General features: G+C 63.6%; 19 protein-coding genes. 9 read left to right on the top strand and 10 right to left on the bottom strand.

The features are described 5' to 3' along the window. Positions 1 to 69 precede the first annotated feature (69 nt). Complete coding sequence (locus tag JKP78_RS09550) at positions 70 to 1,047, bottom strand: NADPH:quinone reductase (RefSeq protein ID WP_186683894.1); 978 nt, start codon at positions 1,045 to 1,047, stop codon at positions 70 to 72. Positions 1,048 to 1,181: 134 nt separating this feature from the next. Here JKP78_RS09550 and hemF point away from each other — a divergent pair, with 134 nt between their 5' ends. Next, a complete protein-coding gene (hemF, locus tag JKP78_RS09555; RefSeq protein WP_186683892.1) occupies positions 1,182 to 2,093 on the top strand; it encodes an oxygen-dependent coproporphyrinogen oxidase in 912 nt (303 codons plus the stop codon). A 25-nt stretch (positions 2,094 to 2,118) separates the two neighbouring features. Then, on the top strand, positions 2,119 to 2,943 hold the full coding sequence (gene aroE, locus JKP78_RS09560) for a shikimate dehydrogenase (RefSeq protein ID WP_186683890.1): 825 nt from the start codon (positions 2,119 to 2,121) through the stop codon (positions 2,941 to 2,943). 126 nt (positions 2,944 to 3,069) lie between these two features. Here aroE and JKP78_RS09565 read toward each other — a convergent pair whose 3' ends face one another. From JKP78_RS09565 to betC, 3 genes are all read right to left on the bottom strand, one after another. Beyond that, positions 3,070 to 4,635: a SulP family inorganic anion transporter gene (locus JKP78_RS09565; RefSeq protein ID WP_186683888.1), complete on the bottom strand. Its 1,566-nt coding sequence runs from the start codon at positions 4,633 to 4,635 to the stop codon at positions 3,070 to 3,072. A gap of 143 nt (positions 4,636 to 4,778) precedes the next feature. Further along, complete coding sequence (gene choX, locus JKP78_RS09570; RefSeq protein WP_186683886.1) at positions 4,779 to 5,708, bottom strand: choline ABC transporter substrate-binding protein; 930 nt, start codon at positions 5,706 to 5,708, stop codon at positions 4,779 to 4,781. 16 nt (positions 5,709 to 5,724) lie between these two features. Continuing rightward, positions 5,725 to 7,242, bottom strand: a complete 1,518-nt coding sequence (gene betC, locus JKP78_RS09575; RefSeq protein WP_186683884.1) for a choline-sulfatase — start codon at positions 7,240 to 7,242, stop codon at positions 5,725 to 5,727. 108 nt (positions 7,243 to 7,350) lie between these two features. Between betC and JKP78_RS09580 the strand changes: the two genes are divergently transcribed. Next, complete coding sequence (locus JKP78_RS09580) at positions 7,351 to 8,250, top strand: choline sulfate utilization transcriptional regulator (RefSeq protein ID WP_200626588.1); 900 nt, start codon at positions 7,351 to 7,353, stop codon at positions 8,248 to 8,250. A gap of 129 nt (positions 8,251 to 8,379) precedes the next feature. Here JKP78_RS09580 and JKP78_RS09585 read toward each other — a convergent pair whose 3' ends face one another. Continuing rightward, entirely contained in the window at positions 8,380 to 8,997 is a 618-nt protein-coding gene (locus tag JKP78_RS09585) for an NAD(P)-dependent oxidoreductase (RefSeq protein ID WP_186683880.1), read from the bottom strand. Between the two features lie 51 nt (positions 8,998 to 9,048). On the opposite strand from JKP78_RS09585, the gene JKP78_RS09590 reads away from it, so the two are divergent. After that, a complete protein-coding gene (locus tag JKP78_RS09590) occupies positions 9,049 to 9,381 on the top strand; it encodes a DOPA 4,5-dioxygenase family protein (RefSeq protein ID WP_186671631.1) in 333 nt (110 codons plus the stop codon). Positions 9,382 to 9,495: 114 nt separating this feature from the next. Here JKP78_RS09590 and trpA read toward each other — a convergent pair whose 3' ends face one another. Together trpA and trpB are read right to left on the bottom strand one after the other, a co-directional pair. Continuing rightward, on the bottom strand, positions 9,496 to 10,305 hold the full coding sequence (gene trpA / locus JKP78_RS09595) for a tryptophan synthase subunit alpha (protein ID WP_200626589.1): 810 nt from the start codon (positions 10,303 to 10,305) through the stop codon (positions 9,496 to 9,498). Further along, positions 10,302 to 11,519, bottom strand: a complete 1,218-nt coding sequence (gene trpB / locus JKP78_RS09600) for a tryptophan synthase subunit beta (RefSeq protein WP_012269890.1) — start codon at positions 11,517 to 11,519, stop codon at positions 10,302 to 10,304. Before trpB ends, trpA begins: the two co-directional genes overlap by 4 nt. A gap of 110 nt (positions 11,520 to 11,629) precedes the next feature. Here trpB and JKP78_RS09605 point away from each other — a divergent pair, with 110 nt between their 5' ends. Continuing rightward, a complete protein-coding gene (locus tag JKP78_RS09605) occupies positions 11,630 to 12,526 on the top strand; it encodes a LysR family transcriptional regulator (protein WP_186683876.1) in 897 nt (298 codons plus the stop codon). Here JKP78_RS09605 and JKP78_RS09610 read toward each other — a convergent pair. Continuing rightward, on the bottom strand, positions 12,523 to 12,846 hold the full coding sequence (locus tag JKP78_RS09610) for a DUF883 family protein (protein ID WP_170027601.1): 324 nt from the start codon (positions 12,844 to 12,846) through the stop codon (positions 12,523 to 12,525). The two genes, JKP78_RS09605 and JKP78_RS09610, sit on opposite strands and share 4 nt — an antisense overlap. A 150-nt stretch (positions 12,847 to 12,996) precedes the next feature. Between JKP78_RS09610 and JKP78_RS09615 the strand changes: the two genes are divergently transcribed. Together JKP78_RS09615 and JKP78_RS09620 are read left to right on the top strand one after the other, a co-directional pair. Further along, complete coding sequence (locus JKP78_RS09615; RefSeq protein WP_170027603.1) at positions 12,997 to 13,212, top strand: dodecin; 216 nt, start codon at positions 12,997 to 12,999, stop codon at positions 13,210 to 13,212. 100 nt (positions 13,213 to 13,312) lie between these two features. Further along, a complete protein-coding gene (locus JKP78_RS09620) occupies positions 13,313 to 13,534 on the top strand; it encodes a DUF1161 domain-containing protein (protein WP_186683874.1) in 222 nt (73 codons plus the stop codon). Positions 13,535 to 13,729: 195 nt separating this feature from the next. On the opposite strand, the gene JKP78_RS09625 is transcribed toward JKP78_RS09620, so the two are convergent. Next, positions 13,730 to 14,734 (bottom strand): LLM class flavin-dependent oxidoreductase, encoded by a 1,005-nt coding sequence (locus JKP78_RS09625; RefSeq protein WP_186683872.1) that lies wholly within the window; start codon positions 14,732 to 14,734, stop codon positions 13,730 to 13,732. A 151-nt stretch (positions 14,735 to 14,885) separates the two neighbouring features. Between JKP78_RS09625 and JKP78_RS09630 the strand changes: the two genes are divergently transcribed. Together JKP78_RS09630 and JKP78_RS09635 are read left to right on the top strand one after the other, a co-directional pair. Continuing rightward, positions 14,886 to 15,311: an OsmC family protein gene (locus JKP78_RS09630; protein WP_170027610.1), complete on the top strand. Its 426-nt coding sequence runs from the start codon at positions 14,886 to 14,888 to the stop codon at positions 15,309 to 15,311. A gap of 74 nt (positions 15,312 to 15,385) precedes the next feature. Beyond that, entirely contained in the window at positions 15,386 to 15,619 is a 234-nt protein-coding gene (locus JKP78_RS09635) for a DUF1161 domain-containing protein (protein ID WP_170027612.1), read from the top strand. Positions 15,620 to 15,653: 34 nt separating this feature from the next. On the opposite strand, the gene JKP78_RS09640 is transcribed toward JKP78_RS09635, so the two are convergent. Continuing rightward, positions 15,654 to 16,067 carry a PA0061/PA0062 family lipoprotein gene (locus JKP78_RS09640; protein WP_186683870.1) on the bottom strand — a complete coding sequence of 138 codons (414 nt, stop codon included), beginning with the start codon at positions 16,065 to 16,067 and terminating at the stop codon, positions 15,654 to 15,656. Positions 16,068 to 16,079: the final 12 nt, after the last annotated feature.

The raw sequence follows: 16,079 nt of genomic DNA on the forward strand, positions 1-16,079 counted from the left end.
CGCGGGCATGCCCGCTCCCGCAGGGCTGGCGTTGCGCCTGAGATCGGTGCAGTACCTGTACCAGCGGGCTCAAGGTAGCAGAACAGTCGACCCCACAGTCCGCCGTGCCGACAGCTCCGCCTGTGCCTTGGCCGCCTCGCTCAGCGGATACCGCTGCTGGATATCCACAACCAGCTTGCCACTGCCGATCATCGCAAACAGGTCATCGGCCATGGCCTGGGTGTTCTCGGCATTATTGGCATAGGTGGCCAGAGTTGGCCGGGTCACGTACAGCGAACCCTTCTGCGCCAGAATGCCCAGGTTCACCCCGCTCACCGCGCCCGAGGCATTGCCGAAGCTCACCATCAAACCACGCGGCTGCAGGCAGTCCAGCGAGGTCAGCCAGGTGTCGGCGCCCACCCCGTCATACACCACCGGGCATTTCTTGCCGTCGGTCAGTTCCAGTACCCGCTTGGCCACATCCTCATGGCTGTAGTCGATGGTCGCCCACGCCCCCAGCGCCTTGGCCCGTGCGGCCTTTTCGGCAGAACTGACGGTACCGATCAGCTTGGCCCCCAGTGCCTTGGCCCACTGGCACGCCAACGAACCCACGCCGCCCGCCGCTGCGTGGAACAGGATCACGTCGCCTGCCTTCACCGCATAGGTTTGCTTCAACAGGTACTGCACGGTCAGACCCTTGAGCATCACCGCCGCCGCCTGCTCGAAGCTGATGTTGTCGGGTAGCTTGACCAGGTTGGCCTCCGGCAGAGTATGCACTTCGCTGTACGCACCCAATGGGCCTCCGGCGTGGGCGACGCGGTCGCCAACCTTCAGGCGGGTCACGCCCTCGCCTACGGCCTCGACCACGCCCGCCGCCTCGGTACCCAGCCCGGAGGGCAGCGATGGCGGTGCATACAGGCCGCTGCGGAAATAGGTGTCGATGAAGTTCAGGCCGATCGCATGGTTACGCACTCGTACCTGCTGCGGCCCGGGCGGAGCGGGTTCGAATTCCACAAACTGCAGCACTTCCGGGCCGCCATGCTGGCTGAACTGGATACGCTTGGCCATCTCGCACTCCTGTAGTCGGGATCGGGAAAGGCCTTCTATCGGACGCCTTTGCTTGATCGCCGTCAACTGCGGCGCGCGCGCTGGCGGTGGTATGCTACGCGGCGAATTATTCCCTGCCCGTTCCTGGTGACCCGATGACTAGCCGCACCGAGGCCGTGAAAGCCTATCTGCTCGACCTGCAAGACCGCATCTGCTCTGCCCTCGAAACAGAAGACGGCGGTGCCAGCTTCGTCGAGGACGCCTGGGTGCGCGAGGCCGGTGGTGGGGGCCGCACGCGGGTGATCGGCGACGGCAAGGTGATAGAGAAAGGCGGGGTCAACTTTTCTCACGTATTCGGTGCCGGCCTGCCGCCGTCAGCCAGCGCCCACCGCCCCGAGCTGGCGGGCCGTGGCTTCGAGGCTCTGGGCGTGTCGCTGGTGATCCACCCGCACAACCCGCATGTGCCTACCTCGCACGCCAACGTGCGCTTCTTCATTGCCGAAAAGGAAGGTGAAGAAGCCGTGTGGTGGTTCGGCGGTGGTTTCGACCTGACCCCCTACTATGGCAATGAGGAAGACTGTATTCACTGGCACCGCGTGGCCGAGCAGGCCTGCGCGCCGTTCGGTGCCGACGTGTACCCGCGTTACAAGGCCTGGTGCGACCGTTACTTCCACCTCAAGCACCGTGGCGAGCCACGCGGTATTGGCGGGCTGTTCTTCGATGACCTGAACGAGTGGGACTTCGACACCTGCTTCGCCTTCATGCGCGCCATTGGCGATGCCTACGTCAACGCCTACCTGCCGATCGTCCAGCGCCGCAAGAACACGCCGTACACCCCGCAACAGCGCGAGTTCCAGGAATACCGCCGTGGCCGCTATGTGGAGTTCAACCTGGTCTACGACCGTGGCACCCTGTTCGGCCTGCAATCGGGTGGGCGTACCGAGTCCATTCTCATGTCGCTGCCGCCGCAGGTGCGCTGGGGCTACGACTGGAAGGCCGCGCCCGGCAGCGAGGAAGCGCGCCTGACCGAATACTTCCTGCAGGACCGCGACTGGCTCGGCCAGTAAGCCCGCGCACAATAGAGGAATCGCCATGGACCAGTACGTCGTTTTCGGTAACCCCATCGGCCACAGCAAGTCGCCGCTGATCCACCGTCTGTTCGCCGAACAGACTGGCGAGGACCTGGAATACGCTACCCTGCTGGCGCCGTTGGACGGGTTCAGCGATTGTGCACGCGGCTTTTTCAAGCAAGGCAGCGGCGCCAATGTCACCGTGCCGTTCAAGGAAGAGGCCTACCGCCTGTGCGACAGCCTGACCCCACGCGCCCAGCGCGCCGGCGCGGTGAATACGCTGAGCAAGCTGGCCGACGGTACGCTGCAGGGCGACAACACCGATGGCGCGGGCCTGGTGCGCGACCTGACGGTGAATGCCGGGGTCGAGCTGGCAGGCAAGCGTATCCTGATCCTGGGTGCTGGCGGCGCCGTGCGTGGCGTGCTGGAGCCAATCCTGGCGCACAGGCCGCAGTCGCTGGTGATTGCCAACCGCACCGTGGAAAAGGCCGAGCAGCTGGCGCGGGAATTCGATGAACTGGGGCCGGTGGTAGCCAGTGGTTTTGCCTGGTTGCAGGAGCCGGTGGACGTGATCATCAATGCCACTTCGGCGAGCCTGGCCGGTGAATTGCCGCCAATTGCCGACAGCCTGGTCGAGGCGGGGCGTACGGTGTGCTACGACATGATGTATGGCAAGGAGCCGACGCCGTTTTGCCAGTGGGCTACCAGGCTCGGCGCGGCTCAGGTGCTGGATGGGCTGGGGATGCTGGCCGAGCAGGCGGCTGAGGCGTTCCTGGTCTGGCGTGGGGTGCGTCCGGATACGGCGCCGGTTTTGGCTGAACTGCGCCGACAGCTCGCTCGGGGCTGAAATAGTCGGGGCCGCTTTGCGGCCCATCGCGACGCAAGGCCGCTCCTACAACGAACGCGAAACGCCTGTAGGAGCGGCCTTGCGTCGCGATGGGCTGCGTAGCAGCCCCAAAATATCAACCCAAGCTCATTCCTCGAACCGGATTGGGCATAGCTCCACCCCTTCCAGCTTCTGCAATTCCTCGATCACCTGCGGCCTGGCCCGGTGCAAGGTCAGGCTTCCCCCCGCCCGCCGCAACCGCCGCGCCTCGCGGTGCAACATATCCACACCGGAATAGTCGATAAAGTTCACCTGCCGCGCATCGATCACCACATGCGGCCCCTGGCAGCGCTGCAAGCGCACCTGCAGGTAAGGCGCTGCACCAAAGAAAATCGACCCGCCTACCCGCAGCACGTCCGCCTCCCCTTCACGGGTTTGCTGCACCCTTGGCCGTGACGTGCGCTTGAGGTAGAAGAACAGCGATGCCAACACCCCGGCATAGATCGCGGTTTGCAGCTCCAGCAACAACGTCGCCGCCGCTGTCAGTGCCATGACCAGGAATTCCGAACGGCTGACCCGGAACAGCGCGCGAATCGCGCGGTGGTCCACCAACCCCCAGCAGATCAACAGAATGCTGCCGGCCATGGCCGGTATCGGCAGATGCGCAATCAGCCCGGCCCCGGCGACGGCGAACAGCGCTACCCACAGTGCCGAGAACACCCCGGCCAGGGGCGAGCGGGCGCCAGCGTCATAGCTCAACCCGGAGCGGGTGAAGGAGCCGGAAGACAGGTAACCGGAGAAGAACGCCCCAATGATGTTCGACAGGCCCTGGGCACGAATTTCCTGGTCAGCGTTGATCAACTGTTCCGAACGTGCCGACAACGAGCGGGCAATCGACAGGCTGGTGACCAGCCCGAGCATACCCACCGCCACGGCGCTGGGCAGTAGCCGCAGCACCAGTTCCACATCCAGCAACGGCAGCGGGCTGAACGGTGGCAGTTGGCCGGCGAAGGCTGGCACTCGCGGTACATGGCCAAACCAGCCGGGCAGCAACCAGGCCAGCAGGCTGACCAGTATCAGGCTGAGCAACAGGCTCGGCCAGCGTGGGCACCAGAGCTTGAAGGCCACGCCGATGGCCACGGTGGCCAGGCCCAGCACCAACGAAGGCAGGTCCACCTCACCGGCGTGGCTGGCCAGGTCCTGCGCTGTCTTCAGCGCAGTGGCCTGGCTGGGCAGGTCCATGCCCAGCAGGTTGGGTAACTGGCCCAGGGCAATGACAATGGCAGCGCCCAGGGTGAAGCCAAGCACCACGGAATGGGAGACAAAGTTGACCAGCGCGCCGAAGCGCAAAAGCCCGAGCAGCAATTGGAACAGGCCGCCGAGAAAGGTCAGCAACAGCACCAGGGTTACGTAGTCGGCGCTGCCGGCCACGGCCAGCGGGCTGATGCTGGCATAGAGAACGATGGAAATGGCGGCGGTCGGGCCACAGATAAGGTGCCAGGACGAGCCCCACAGGCAGGCGATCAGCACCGGCACGATGGCGGCGTAGAGGCCGTATTCGGCGGGCAGGCCGGCGATAAGGGCGTAGGCGATGGATTGTGGCAGGGCGAGGATGGCACCGCTCAGCCCCACCAGCAGATCCTGGCGCAGGCTGCGGGCCGATTGGCGGGGCAGCCAGGTGAGGAAGGGCAGCAGGTGAATGAGACGATACATGGGTTATCCACAATCCTTAAGGTTTTCGCCAAACCCTGTGGGAGCGGGCGAGCCCGCGAAGATACCACCGCAGTGGATGGCACCGGCTTCGCCGGTGTTCGCGGGCATGCCCGATCCCACAGGATGAGGTGTCGCTTGCGAAGTTACAGCTTGGCTTTGACGGCCTCCAGGGCGTTGCCATCGGCCTTGGTACTCACCCCAGCCAACCACCCCTCCAGCACCTCGGGATGCGCTTTAACCCAGGCCTTGGCTGCTTCGTCGAAGCTTATCTTCTTGTCCACAACCTCGGCCATGATGCTGTTTTCCATATCCAGCGTAAACTTCAGGTTTTCCAGCATCTTCGCCGCATTGGGGCAGGCTTGTGGATAACCCGTGCGGGTCAGGGTATAGACATCGCCTTTGCTGCCGAACCACTTTTCCCCGCCGGTCAGGTAATGCATTTTCAGCTTCACGTTCATCGGGTGCGGGGTCCAGCCGAGGAAGGTGATGAACTGCTGTTTTTTCACTGCCCGGTCGACCTGCGCCAGCATCGCCTGTTCGCTGGATTCCACCAGCTTCCATTGGCCAAGGTTGAATTCATTCTTGTCGATGATTTCCTTCAGTGACAGGTTGGCCGGGGCGCCGGAGCCAATCCCGTAAAGCTTCTTGTCGAATTGCTCGGCGTGCTTCTGCAGGTCGGCAAAGTCCTTGACGCCGGCATTCCACACGTAATCTGGCACTGCCAGGGTGAACTCGGTTCCCTCCAGATTGCGTGACAGCTGCTTCACGTCGCCATTGGCGATGAATTTGTCATGAAAGCCCTGTTGCGCGGGCATCCAGTTTCCGAGGAAGGCATCTACGCGGCCATCCTTGAGGCCGCCATAGATGATCGGTACAGCCAGGCTGTCGATCTTTACCTGGTAACCCAGGCTTTCCAGCAGCAGGCGGGCCACGGCGTTGGTCGAGGCAATGTCGCTCCAGCCGGGGTCGGCCAATTTCACGGTAGTGCATTGCGTGTCGCTGTCGGCGGCGTAAACGGTGCCCGTGCCCAGGCTGATGGCCAGGGCGAACACGGCGGCGGAGAACTTATGCATGGCGGCCTCTCTTTACTCATTCCAAGGGTGCGGGCTGTGGATAACGTGCCTTGCGCTCGAGGTCGTCGAGATCGATGTGGTTGCGCATGTACTGTTGGCTGGCGTCCACCCAGGGTTGGTGGTCCCAGCTTTTCAGTTTGCCGATGGCCAGTGCCTCGGCCACCAGCCGGCGACGGCGCTGGCTGGCCAGCACCTGCTGGCGCAGGCTGGGGATATCCCAGCGTTGCTGTGCTTCATCGACAAATGCCTGCAGCAGCGCCTGGTGGTCCGGGCTGCTGGTGAGGTTCTCCCGCTCGTGCGGGTCGCGGCTCAGGTCATAGAGTAGGCACGGGTCGTCTTCGCTGTACACGAACTTGTATGGCCCGCGGCGGATCATCATCAGCGGCCCGACGGTGCCTTCGGCCATGTACTCGCCGATCACCTCGTCGTGGCCGCCCTGCCCTTGCAGGTGGCCGAGCAGCGAGCGGCCATCCAGCGGCAGGTCTTTATCCACAGCCCCGCCAGCCAGTTCGACCAGCGTCGGCAGCAAATCGCAGGTCGATACCGAGGCGCTCACGCGGCCTGCCGCGAAGCGCTTTGGCGCATGCACCAGCAGCGGTACCCGCGCCGACATCTCGAACCAGTGCATCTTGTACCAGAGGCCTCGCTCACCGAGCATGTCACCGTGGTCGCCGGAGAATACGATCACGGTGTTGTCGGCCAGGTTGCATTCCTCCAGGGTTTGCAGCAGCTGGCCGATGTTGTCGTCGATGTAGCTGCAGGCGCCGAAGTAGGCGCGGCGGGCATCGCGAATCTTGTCCACAGGCAGCGGCTTGTTCCACAGGTCGTAGACCTTCAGCAGGCGCTGCGAGTGGGGGTCGAGTTCCGCCTGCGCGAGCTCGGCACGTGGCATGGGAATATCCACACCCTCGTAGCGATCCCAGTAGTGCCTGGGGATGGTGTATGGGTCGTGCGGGTGGGTCATCGACACGGTCAGGCAGAACGGCCGGCCATCGTTTTCGCGGACGTGGTCGTACAGGTACTGGCGCGCCTTGAACAGCACTTCTTCGTCGAAATCCAGTTGGTTGGTGCGCACGCAGGGGCCGGCCTGCAGCACCGACGACATGTTGTGGTACCAGCTTGGGCGCACATCCGGTTCATCCCAGTTCACCGCCCAGCCGTAGTCTGCCGGGTAGATATCGCTGGTCAGACGTTCTTCGTAGCCATGCAACTGGTCCGGGCCACAGAAGTGCATCTTGCCTGACAGCGCAGTGCGGTAGCCCAGGCGACGCAGGTAGTGGGCGTAGGTAGGTACATCGGCGGGGAAGTCGGCGGCGTTGTCGTAGGCGCCAATGCGGCTGGGCAACTGGCCGCTGACCAGGGTGAAACGAGACGGGGCGCAAAGCGGGCTGTTGCAGTAGGCGGCGTCGAACACCACCGCCTGCGCGGCCAGGCGGCTCAGGTGTGGCATCTGGATTGGCGAGGGGGCGTAGATCGGCAGCAAGGGCGCGGCCATCTGGTCGGCCATGATGAACAGGATATTCGGGCGCGTCATGGTGGCTTCCATCGTTGAGAGTTATGCGAACCGCTTGCCTATCAAGATGCGACTGTGGATAACATGGGTAAAGCCCATGGCGAACAATGACCAGGATTAGCCACGCTTATGTTTGACCACCTCGCCGATTTTTCGCTGGATACCTTGCGCGTGTTCGAGGCCGCTGCGCGGTTGCGTAGCTTCACTGCGGCGGCGCTGGAGCTGGGCACCACGCAGCCGGCGGTGAGCCAGCAGGTCAAACGGCTGGAGGCTCAGTTGGGCACGCGCTTGTTCGACCGCATTTACCGGGGCATCGAGCTGACCGAGGCTGGCCAGGTGTTGTTCGAACAGGTGCATCAGGGCCTGCAGGCCATGGATGACGGCGTCGCTGAGGTCTGCGGGAGAGGCCAGCGCGAGGTGCTGCAGGTAGCGACCGACTTCGCTTTTGCGGCGTTCTGGCTGATGCCACGGTTGCAGCGTTTTCATCAGGCTTATCCACAGGTGGATGTGAGCCTGGTGACTGGTGAACGCAGCCAGGGCATGTTGCGCCCGGACATCGATGTGGCAGTGCTGTTTGGTGACGGGCGCTTTCACCAGGGCGAGAGCCGGTGGCTGTTCGATGAAGAGGTTTTTCCGGTCTGCAGCCCGCGGCTGATTCATGGCAAACCCTTGTCAGCCGAGGCTTTGCAACGATTGCCGTTGTTGCACTTGAAGGGCGAGCAGGCCAGCCGCTGGTTCGACTGGGCGGGGGTATTTCGCGGGTTTGGCGTGGCCAGCCCGCCGCCGCCGGGGCAGCTGCGGTTCGATAACTATACGTTGCTGATCCAGGCGGCGATCGCCGGCCAGGGCGTGGCGATTGGCTGGGGGCATCTGGTGGACGGGTTGGTGGAGCAAGGGTTGCTGTGCCGGCCGCTGGAGGAGAGTTTGCGTTCGGCGCGTGGGTATTACGCAGTGTTGCCGCCGCGCAAGCGGCGTGGGGCGTTGATCGAGCGGTTTGTGGATTGGCTGGAGCGGGAGCGCAGCCTTTGAGATTTTGCGGCCGCTTTGCGGCCCATCGCGACGCAAGGCCGCTCCTACAGGAATCGCGCCAGCCGAGGCTGCGCGGTCGAGGTAGGAGCGGCCTTGTGTCGCGATGGGCTGCGCAGCAGCCCCGGCCATCTAGACCACGAAGTTCAGATGCTCGCCCCGGTGCAAGTCCAGTTCCAGCATATCCACCATCCCCGCCGCGACCCCGGCCAGGTGCCGCAACGGCTCTGCCAACCCCGGCTCCAGCGTGCCCTCGGTATTGCGAAAATGCTCCATCCCCAACCCGGGCAGCTCCGGCGGCGCATTGATCAACGTCCAGTGCAAGGCACTGCGCTGCAAGCCATCGACCACCTGGTCCACGCATTCCCGCTCCGCTTCACTGTACTTGCCCGGTTCATCCAGCACATCGAAATCGCCCACCAGCAACAGCCGGCGTATAGTCGTGCGCTTGAGCCCGGCCATCAGCGCCTCGCTCATTCGCGCTTGACCAGGCAGGTCGCCCGGTGCCAGCGCCGATAACAGGGCGATCACCGCCGAACCGCCTGCCGCACCCTGTTCCGCCTGGTCGGCATCGCCCAGCCCGCCTATCTTGAAATGCAGGCCCGGGCGTGGCGCGTGGCGGTTGAGGTCATTCACCACGGCCGTGACTTCGTGCTGGCGCGCCAGCAGTTCGACCATCAGGGCGTTGCCCAAGCTGCTTTCAGGCCCGAACAGGACCAGCTTGAACACTGGCGTTTCGGCGTTTTTCACGGCATCACTCCCTTGCAGGTGGTGATGGTTGGACCGCAATCAGGAGTTATCGTGCAGAGGATCAAGGGGTACCACGCCCACGTGTACTACGACGCAGCGACCATGGAGCAGGCCCGTGAGTTGTGCGAGGAGGCCGCGCGACTGTTCCCGGTGACCATGGGGCGCATGCACCAGAAACCGGTGGGGCCACACCCGGATTGGAGCTGCCAGCTGGCGTTCGGGCCGGAGGTGGTGGGGGTGGTTTTGCCTTGGTTGGCGTTGTATCGCAAGGGACTTGTGGTGTTCATGCATCCGTTGACCGGGGATGAACTTGCGGACCATCGTGATCATGCGATCTGGATGGGCGCTGTGCGGCCTTTGGACCTGTCGATTTTCGGGGGCTAGGCCGTTGGTGTTGACGTCATCGCCGGCCAGCCAGCACCCACAGGGATAGCACAGGGCCTGAGCACGGCGCTGTACCTGTGGGAGCGGGCGAGCCCGCGAAGATGGCGACGCGGATCAGCGGCGAGCGCCGCGCACCCCTTCAGCCAGTGCCGCGCAGAGGCTCAACACATCGTTCACCGCTTGCTCGCCACTCTTGGCCTGGGCAATCTTGTCGACCAGTGCCGAGCCCACCACCACACCATCCGCCAGGCGGGCGATGTTCGCCGCCTGCTCCGGCGTACGAATGCCGAAGCCAACGCTGATCGGCAGGTCGGTATGCCGACGCAGGCGGGCAATGGCCTCGGTCACGTGTTCGGTGGTGGCCGAGCCGGCGCCGGTCACACCGGCCACCGACACGTAGTAGACGAACCCGGAGCTGCGCTCCAGCACGCGCGGCAGGCGCACATCGTCGGTGGTCGGGGTGGTCAGGCGGATGAAGTCGATGCCTGCGGCCTGGGCCGGGGTAGCCAGTTCGGCGTCGTGCTCCGGCGGCAGGTCGACGATGATCAGGCCATCGACGCCCGCTTGCCTGGCCTCGGCCACGAACTGTTCCACGCCAAAGCGGTGGATCGGGTTGTAGTAGCCCATCAGCACGATCGGCGTGGCCTGGTCACCCACACGGAAATCGCGAACCATCTGCAGGGTCTTGGCCAGGGTCTGGCCGGCTTCCAGGGCACGCAGGGTGGCCAGCTGGATGGCCACGCCATCGGCCATCGGGTCGGTGAACGGCATGCCCAGTTCGATCACGTCGGCACCGGCTGCCGGCAGGCCCTTGAGGATCTGCAGCGAGGCGTCGTAGCCCGGGTCGCCCGCGGTAATGAAGGTGACCAGTGCCGAGCGGCCTTCGGCCTTCAGCTCGGCGAAGCGTTGTTCAAGACGGCTCATGCCTGTTTCTCCTGGGCAGCCATGTGGTTCATGACGGTTTGCATGTCTTTGTCGCCGCGGCCCGACAGGCACACGACCATCAAGTGGTCCTTGGGCAGCTTCGGCGCGCGCTTGATCGCCTCGGCCAAGGCATGGGAACTCTCCAGGGCCGGGATGATGCCTTCCAGGCGGCAGGTGGCGTGGAACGCATCCAACGCTTCGTCGTCGGTGATGCTGACGTATTCCACACGTTTCACTTCGTGCAGGTAGGCATGCTCCGGGCCGATGCCCGGGTAGTCCAGGCCGGCGGAAATCGAATGGGCGTCGGTAATCTGGCCGTCTGCGTCCTGCAGCAGGTAGGTACGGTTGCCGTGCAGCACGCCTGGGACACCGCCGTTGAGGCTGGCGGCATGTTTGTCGGTGTGCACGCCATGGCCACCGGCTTCGACGCCAATGATCTGCACGCTCGGCTCTTCCAGGAATTCATGGAACAGGCCCATGGCATTGGAACCGCCACCGACGCAGGCGACCAAGCTGTCTGGCAGGCGGCCTTCCTTCTCTTGCAACTGGGCGCGGGTTTCCTTGCCGATGATCGACTGGAAGTCGCGAACCATGGCTGGGTACGGGTGTGGGCCGGCCACGGTACCGATCAGGTAGAAGGTGTCTTCGACGTTGGTGACCCAGTCGCGCAGGGCCTCGTTCATGGCGTCTTTGAGGGTGCCGGTGCCGGCGGTGACCGGGACGATCTCGGCACCTAGCAGCTTCATGCGGAACACGTTGGCCTGCTGGCGCTCGATGTCTGTGGCGCCCATGTAGATCACGCAAGGCAGGCCGAAGCGCGCGGCAACGGTAGCAGTGGCAACGCCGTGCATGCCGGCACCGGTTTCTGCGATCAGGCGCTTCTTGCCCATGCGCTTGGCCAGCAGCACCTGGCCGATGCAGTTGTTCACCTTGTGCGCGCCGGTGTGGTTGAGCTCTTCACGCTTGAAGAAGATCTTTGCACCGCCGCAGTGCTCGGTCAGGCGCTCGGCGAAGTACAGCGGGTTGGGACGCCCGATGTAGTCGCGCTGGAAATAGGCCAGCTCTTCAAGGAATTTCGGGTCTGCCTTGGCGGCTTCGTATTCGCGGGCCAGGTCCAGCACCAGTGGCATCAGGGTTTCGGCCACGTAGCGGCCGCCGAACGAGCCGAACAGGCCATTGGCATCTGGGCCGGGGCGGTATTGGGACTGGGTCATGGGGCGCTCCAAGGCGTAGTCGATGAGGTATGGGCTTTACTCTAACCACGACAGGCCTGGCTGAAAACCGATAAGATTGCGCAAACTTGTCAGGAAAACTCACAGGTAAAATGGCTCACGACCTCCCTCCCCTCAACGCCCTGCGAGCCTTCGAGGCCACCGCCCGGCTTAATAGCGTCAGCCAGGCGGCTGAAGCGCTGCATGTCACCCATGGCGCCGTCAGCCGGCAGCTCAAGGTGCTTGAAGAACACCTGGGGGTTGCGCTGTTCGTCAAGGACGGACGTGGCATCAAACTCACAGATGCCGGTATGCGCCTGCGTGATGCCAGCGGCGAAGCGTTCGATCGGCTGCGCAGCGTATGTGCTGAACTCAGCCGAGATGTGAGTGAGGCGCCGTTTGTCCTGGGTTGCTCGGGCAGCTTGTTGGCGCGCTGGTTCATACCGCGGCTGGGGCGGCTGAAGGCCGATTTGCCCGAGCTGCGCCTGCACCTGTCGGCAGGCGAAGGCGACCTCGACCCGCGCCGGCCGGGGCTGGATGCGCTGTTGGTATATGCCGAGCCGCCATGGCCGACGGACATGCAGGTGCATGTGCTGGCCGAGGAACGCATCGGGCCGGTGCTCAGCCCGCATTTTGCCGGTTTCGAGCGATTGCAGGGCGCACCTGCCAACGCCTTGCTCGACGAGGCCTTGCTGCACACCACCTCGCGCCCGCAGGCCTGGCCGACCTGGGCGGCAGAACAGGGGCTGGACCCGAGGGCATTGCAGTATGGGCAGGCCTTCGAGCACTTGTACTACCTGCTGGAAGCTGCTGTAGCGGGCCTGGGCGTAGCTATTGCGCCGCAGCCGCTGGTCGCCGATGACCTTCGGGCGGGGCGTTTGCGTGCGCCTTGGGGCTTTTCCCCTACTTCGGCAGTGCTGGCGTTATGGGTGCCCCAGCGCGCCGCAGACGGACGCGCCGAGCAGTTGGCACAGTGGCTACGCGCCGAACTGGCCGGTCAAGGCGCTTAGTTGCGTTTGCACAGCAGGTACGCCGCCAGCAGGCCCAGTGCACCGATGGCAACACCTGCCGTGGTGTAAGGGTGCTGCTGCGCGTAGTCACGGGTAGCGATGCCGGTCTGGCGGGTGCGCTGCTTCATTTCCTCGTAGGCGTCGCTCAGCAGGCTACGAGAATGGCGAAGGGCGCTCTCGGCGCTGCTGCGGATGGCCTTGACCGACTTCTGGGATTCTTCCGAGGCGTCGTGTTTGAGGCTTTCCAGGCTCTTCAGCAGGCTTTCGATCTCGGCTTCCATGCTTTCCAGGGATGCTTTTCGCAGCGAATTGCGGGGCATGTTGACTCTCCTTCGCGTTGTGGGCTGTAGAAGTTGCGACTGCCAAGCGAAGCGAAAGTGCGATCGAACTTTCCACATTCGTGGCGGCTCGCAGGTAAACCCTGCCTGCGCTGCTAGGCTCAATCACACCGTCATCCAAGGAGAGTGCTCATGACCGATCATCACACTTACAAGAAGATCGAGCTGGTAGGGTCTTCGACCACCAGCATCGAAGAGGCGATCAACAACGCCCTGGCCGAAGCTGGCAAGAGCATCAAGCACCTGGAGTGGTTCGAGGTGGTCGACACTCGTGGTCATATCCGTGACAACAAGGCTGCACACTTCCAGGTCACGCTGAAGGTTGGCTTCCGTATCGCCAACAGCTGAAACGTTACCGGGCTGGATGAGTCCGGCAGGATGGGATATTTAGGAAGCGGGCGCCTTGGCAGGCGCCCTTCTGATTTCATCTGCACAAGGAAAGCGATCGATGAGCAAGCTGATTCTGGTGCTGGGCCTGATGAGCCTGGCCGGTGGGGCGCTGGCAGCAGGCAAGCCCTGCGAGGAACTGAAGGCGGAGATTACAGCCAAGCTGGATGCCAAAGGTGTTCAGGGATACACCTTGGAGGTGGTGAAGAAGGGCGAACCGGCGGGCAAGGTGATTGGTAGCTGCGAGGCCGGCACCAAGGAGATCGTGTACCGCCGTGGCTGACGGCCTGGCGTCTTCGTCGGCCAGATAGGCTTGAACGTGGCGCTGTCCCTGTAGGAGCGGCCTTGTGTCGCGAAGGGCTGCGAAGCAGCCCCAGGATTTCAGCGCAGGTGCACAATAGCCGGGGCTGCTTCGCAGCCCTTCGCGACACAAGGCCGCTCCTACAGGTAACCGCGCCGGGATTGCCGGCGCAGGAGGTCACTCGGCCCTGAGGGCCTGCGCCAGCAGCTCGTACGACCGCACCCGGTCGGCATGCTCGTACAGATCACAGGTAAAGATCAGCTCATCCGCCCCGGTCTGCTCCAGCAGCACTTCCACCTTGGCCCGCACTTTCTCTGGGCTGCCAATCATCGCCAGGCCCAGGAAACTGCCCACCGCATCCCGCTCATGCGGTAGCCACAGGCCCTCCATGCTTGCCACCGGCGGCTTCTGCATAAGGCTCTGCCCGCGGATCAGCGCCAGGATACGCTGGTACACCGAAGTGGCCAGGTATTCGGCCTTCTCGTCGGTTTCCGCCACGACCATCGGAATACCCAGCATCACGTACGGCTTGTCCAGCGTGGTCGACGGCTTGAAGTGGTTGCGGTACACGCGGATCGCCTCGTGCATGTAGCGCGGCGCGAAGTGTGAGGCGAAGGCATAGGGCATGCCGCGCATACCAGCCAGCTGGGCACTGAACAGGCTGGAGCCAAGCAGCCACATCGGTACTTCGGTGTCGTGCCCTGGCACCGCAATCACTTTCTGGTCATCGGTGCGCGGGCCGAGGTAGCGCGACAACTCCTCGACGTCGTCCGGGAAATCGTCCGGGCCGCCAGCACGGTCGCGGCGCAGGGCGTAGGCGGTCATCTGGTCGGAGCCCGGGGCACGGCCCAGGCCCAGGTCGATGCGCCCTGGATACAGGCTGGCCAGGGTGCCGAACTGTTCGGCGATCACCAGCGGTGCATGGTTGGGCAGCATGACCCCGCCAGAGCCCACGCGAATGCTCGAAGTACCACCGGCCAGGTAACCGATCAGCACCGCAGTGGCGGAACTGGCAATGCCGTCCATGTTGTGGTGTTCGGCTACCCAGAAGCGATGGTAGCCAAAGCGTTCGACGTGTTGCGCCAGGTCCAGCGAGTTGCGTAGCGACTGGGCCGGGCCGGCGTCGGCGCGCACGGGCACCAGATCGAGGGTGGATATTTTCAGGTCACGCAACTGGGTCATGGTGCCTCCGCAGGAATGGTTGGCCAGAGGCCTTTTTGACTCTGTATGGGCGCATTCGTTGGATTCAATGCCTGTGGTCAGATTGCGCTGAACTTGGCAGACGCGACAGGCCTCTGAACCGGTAGGTATGAACCAGTGACCAGGAGGTAGCATGAAAAAGACAGCATCGGCGATCTGGCAAGGTGGCCTGAAGGACGGCAAAGGCCTGCTCTCCACGGAAAGCGGCGCGCTCAAGCAGAACCCCTACGGTTTCAATACCCGTTTCGAAGGCTCGCCCGGCACCAATCCGGAAGAGCTGATCGGCGCAGCACATGCCGGCTGCTTCTCGATGGCGTTGTCGATGATGCTGGGCGAAGCGGGGCTGACTGCCGAGCGGATCGACACTGCCGCCGAGGTGACCCTCGACAAGCAGCCTGATGGCTTTGCCATTACCGCCGTGCACCTGGTACTGCGGGCCAAGGTCCCCGGAGCAAGCGAGGCGCAGTTCCTGGATATCGCCAACAAGGCCAAGGCGGGCTGCCCGGTATCCAAGGTACTGAACGCCAGGATCAGCCTGGATGCGGCACTGGTGGGCTGAAACGGTGCAATGAGGGCGGTTTGCTGTAGTCTAGACAGCGTCGGCAGCATGCTGCCCCTTTCAGGAGCCGTTTCATGATTCGCGTAGCAATCACCGTGTTGGCTTCCCTGGTCGCCACCTCTGCGCTGGCGGCGGTGAAGCCGTGCGAGGAGCTCAAGGCCGAGATCGAGACCAAGATACAGGCCCAGGGGGTTCCCTCCTACACCCTGGAAATCGTGCCCAACAGCGAAGTGAAAGACCCGAGCATGGTCGTCGGGACCTGTGATGGAGGCAGCAAGAAGATCATCTACCAAAAGAATGACCAGTAGGTCCTAGCCCCGGGGGCCGTGCAGCAGCCCGTGATCACGGAATGCAGAATACTTCGCTAGGTTCGTTGACCACCACCTTGCGGTTGCCGTCATACAGCCGTACTTGCGGCTCCATCACGGGTGCGCGTGCCTCCAGGCGATAGCGTTCCCCGGCCTTGAAGTTGTCGAAGCGCACGGTCAGGTAGCAAGTTCGGTCCCTGGGATCGGTGGTGATGCCGCCGGAGTAGATTTCGTAATCGAAGCGCACGACCAGTTCGTGCTTGCCCGGCGTCATCTGGAAGTAACGGCCGTCATCCAGTCGTTTTCCGTCGAGGCGGTCGGCCATGATGACCCTGCCTGGGGTGGTGGTGTAGAGGTCGACCCAGGCCTGCTTGGGGTCGACGGGCGGCAAGGGGCTGGCGCAGGCCCCCAGTGTACTGAGGGCTATCAGCATCATGGGCTGGCGCATGGCAAGACTCCC

It is taken from the genome of Pseudomonas sp. LAM2023, from assembly GCF_016620375.1.
GTDB classification, from domain to species: domain Bacteria; phylum Pseudomonadota; class Gammaproteobacteria; order Pseudomonadales; family Pseudomonadaceae; genus Aquipseudomonas; species Aquipseudomonas anuradhapurensis.

Bases quoted from the DNA above. Each gene is read 5' to 3' on its own strand.
- JKP78_RS09550 (WP_186683894.1), bottom strand. From the start codon at position 1,047: ATGGCCAAGCGTATCCAGTTCAGCCAGCATGGCGGCCCGGAAGTGCTG.
- hemF (WP_186683892.1), top strand. From the start codon at position 1,182: ATGACTAGCCGCACCGAGGCCGTGAAAGCCTATCTGCTCGACCTGCAA.
- aroE (WP_186683890.1), top strand. From the start codon at position 2,119: ATGGACCAGTACGTCGTTTTCGGTAACCCCATCGGCCACAGCAAGTCG.
- JKP78_RS09565 (WP_186683888.1), bottom strand. From the start codon at position 4,635: ATGTATCGTCTCATTCACCTGCTGCCCTTCCTCACCTGGCTGCCCCGC.
- choX (WP_186683886.1), bottom strand. From the start codon at position 5,708: ATGCATAAGTTCTCCGCCGCCGTGTTCGCCCTGGCCATCAGCCTGGGC.
- betC (WP_186683884.1), bottom strand. From the start codon at position 7,242: ATGACGCGCCCGAATATCCTGTTCATCATGGCCGACCAGATGGCCGCG.
- JKP78_RS09580 (WP_200626588.1), top strand. From the start codon at position 7,351: ATGTTTGACCACCTCGCCGATTTTTCGCTGGATACCTTGCGCGTGTTC.
- trpA (WP_200626589.1), bottom strand. From the start codon at position 10,305: ATGAGCCGTCTTGAACAACGCTTCGCCGAGCTGAAGGCCGAAGGCCGC.
- trpB (WP_012269890.1), bottom strand. From the start codon at position 11,519: ATGACCCAGTCCCAATACCGCCCCGGCCCAGATGCCAATGGCCTGTTC.
- JKP78_RS09605 (WP_186683876.1), top strand. From the start codon at position 11,630: ATGGCTCACGACCTCCCTCCCCTCAACGCCCTGCGAGCCTTCGAGGCC.
- JKP78_RS09610 (WP_170027601.1), bottom strand. From the start codon at position 12,846: ATGCCCCGCAATTCGCTGCGAAAAGCATCCCTGGAAAGCATGGAAGCC.
- JKP78_RS09615 (WP_170027603.1), top strand. From the start codon at position 12,997: ATGACCGATCATCACACTTACAAGAAGATCGAGCTGGTAGGGTCTTCG.
- JKP78_RS09620 (WP_186683874.1), top strand. From the start codon at position 13,313: ATGAGCAAGCTGATTCTGGTGCTGGGCCTGATGAGCCTGGCCGGTGGG.
- JKP78_RS09625 (WP_186683872.1), bottom strand. From the start codon at position 14,734: ATGACCCAGTTGCGTGACCTGAAAATATCCACCCTCGATCTGGTGCCC.
- JKP78_RS09630 (WP_170027610.1), top strand. From the start codon at position 14,886: ATGAAAAAGACAGCATCGGCGATCTGGCAAGGTGGCCTGAAGGACGGC.
- JKP78_RS09635 (WP_170027612.1), top strand. From the start codon at position 15,386: ATGATTCGCGTAGCAATCACCGTGTTGGCTTCCCTGGTCGCCACCTCT.
- JKP78_RS09640 (WP_186683870.1), bottom strand. From the start codon at position 16,067: ATGCGCCAGCCCATGATGCTGATAGCCCTCAGTACACTGGGGGCCTGC.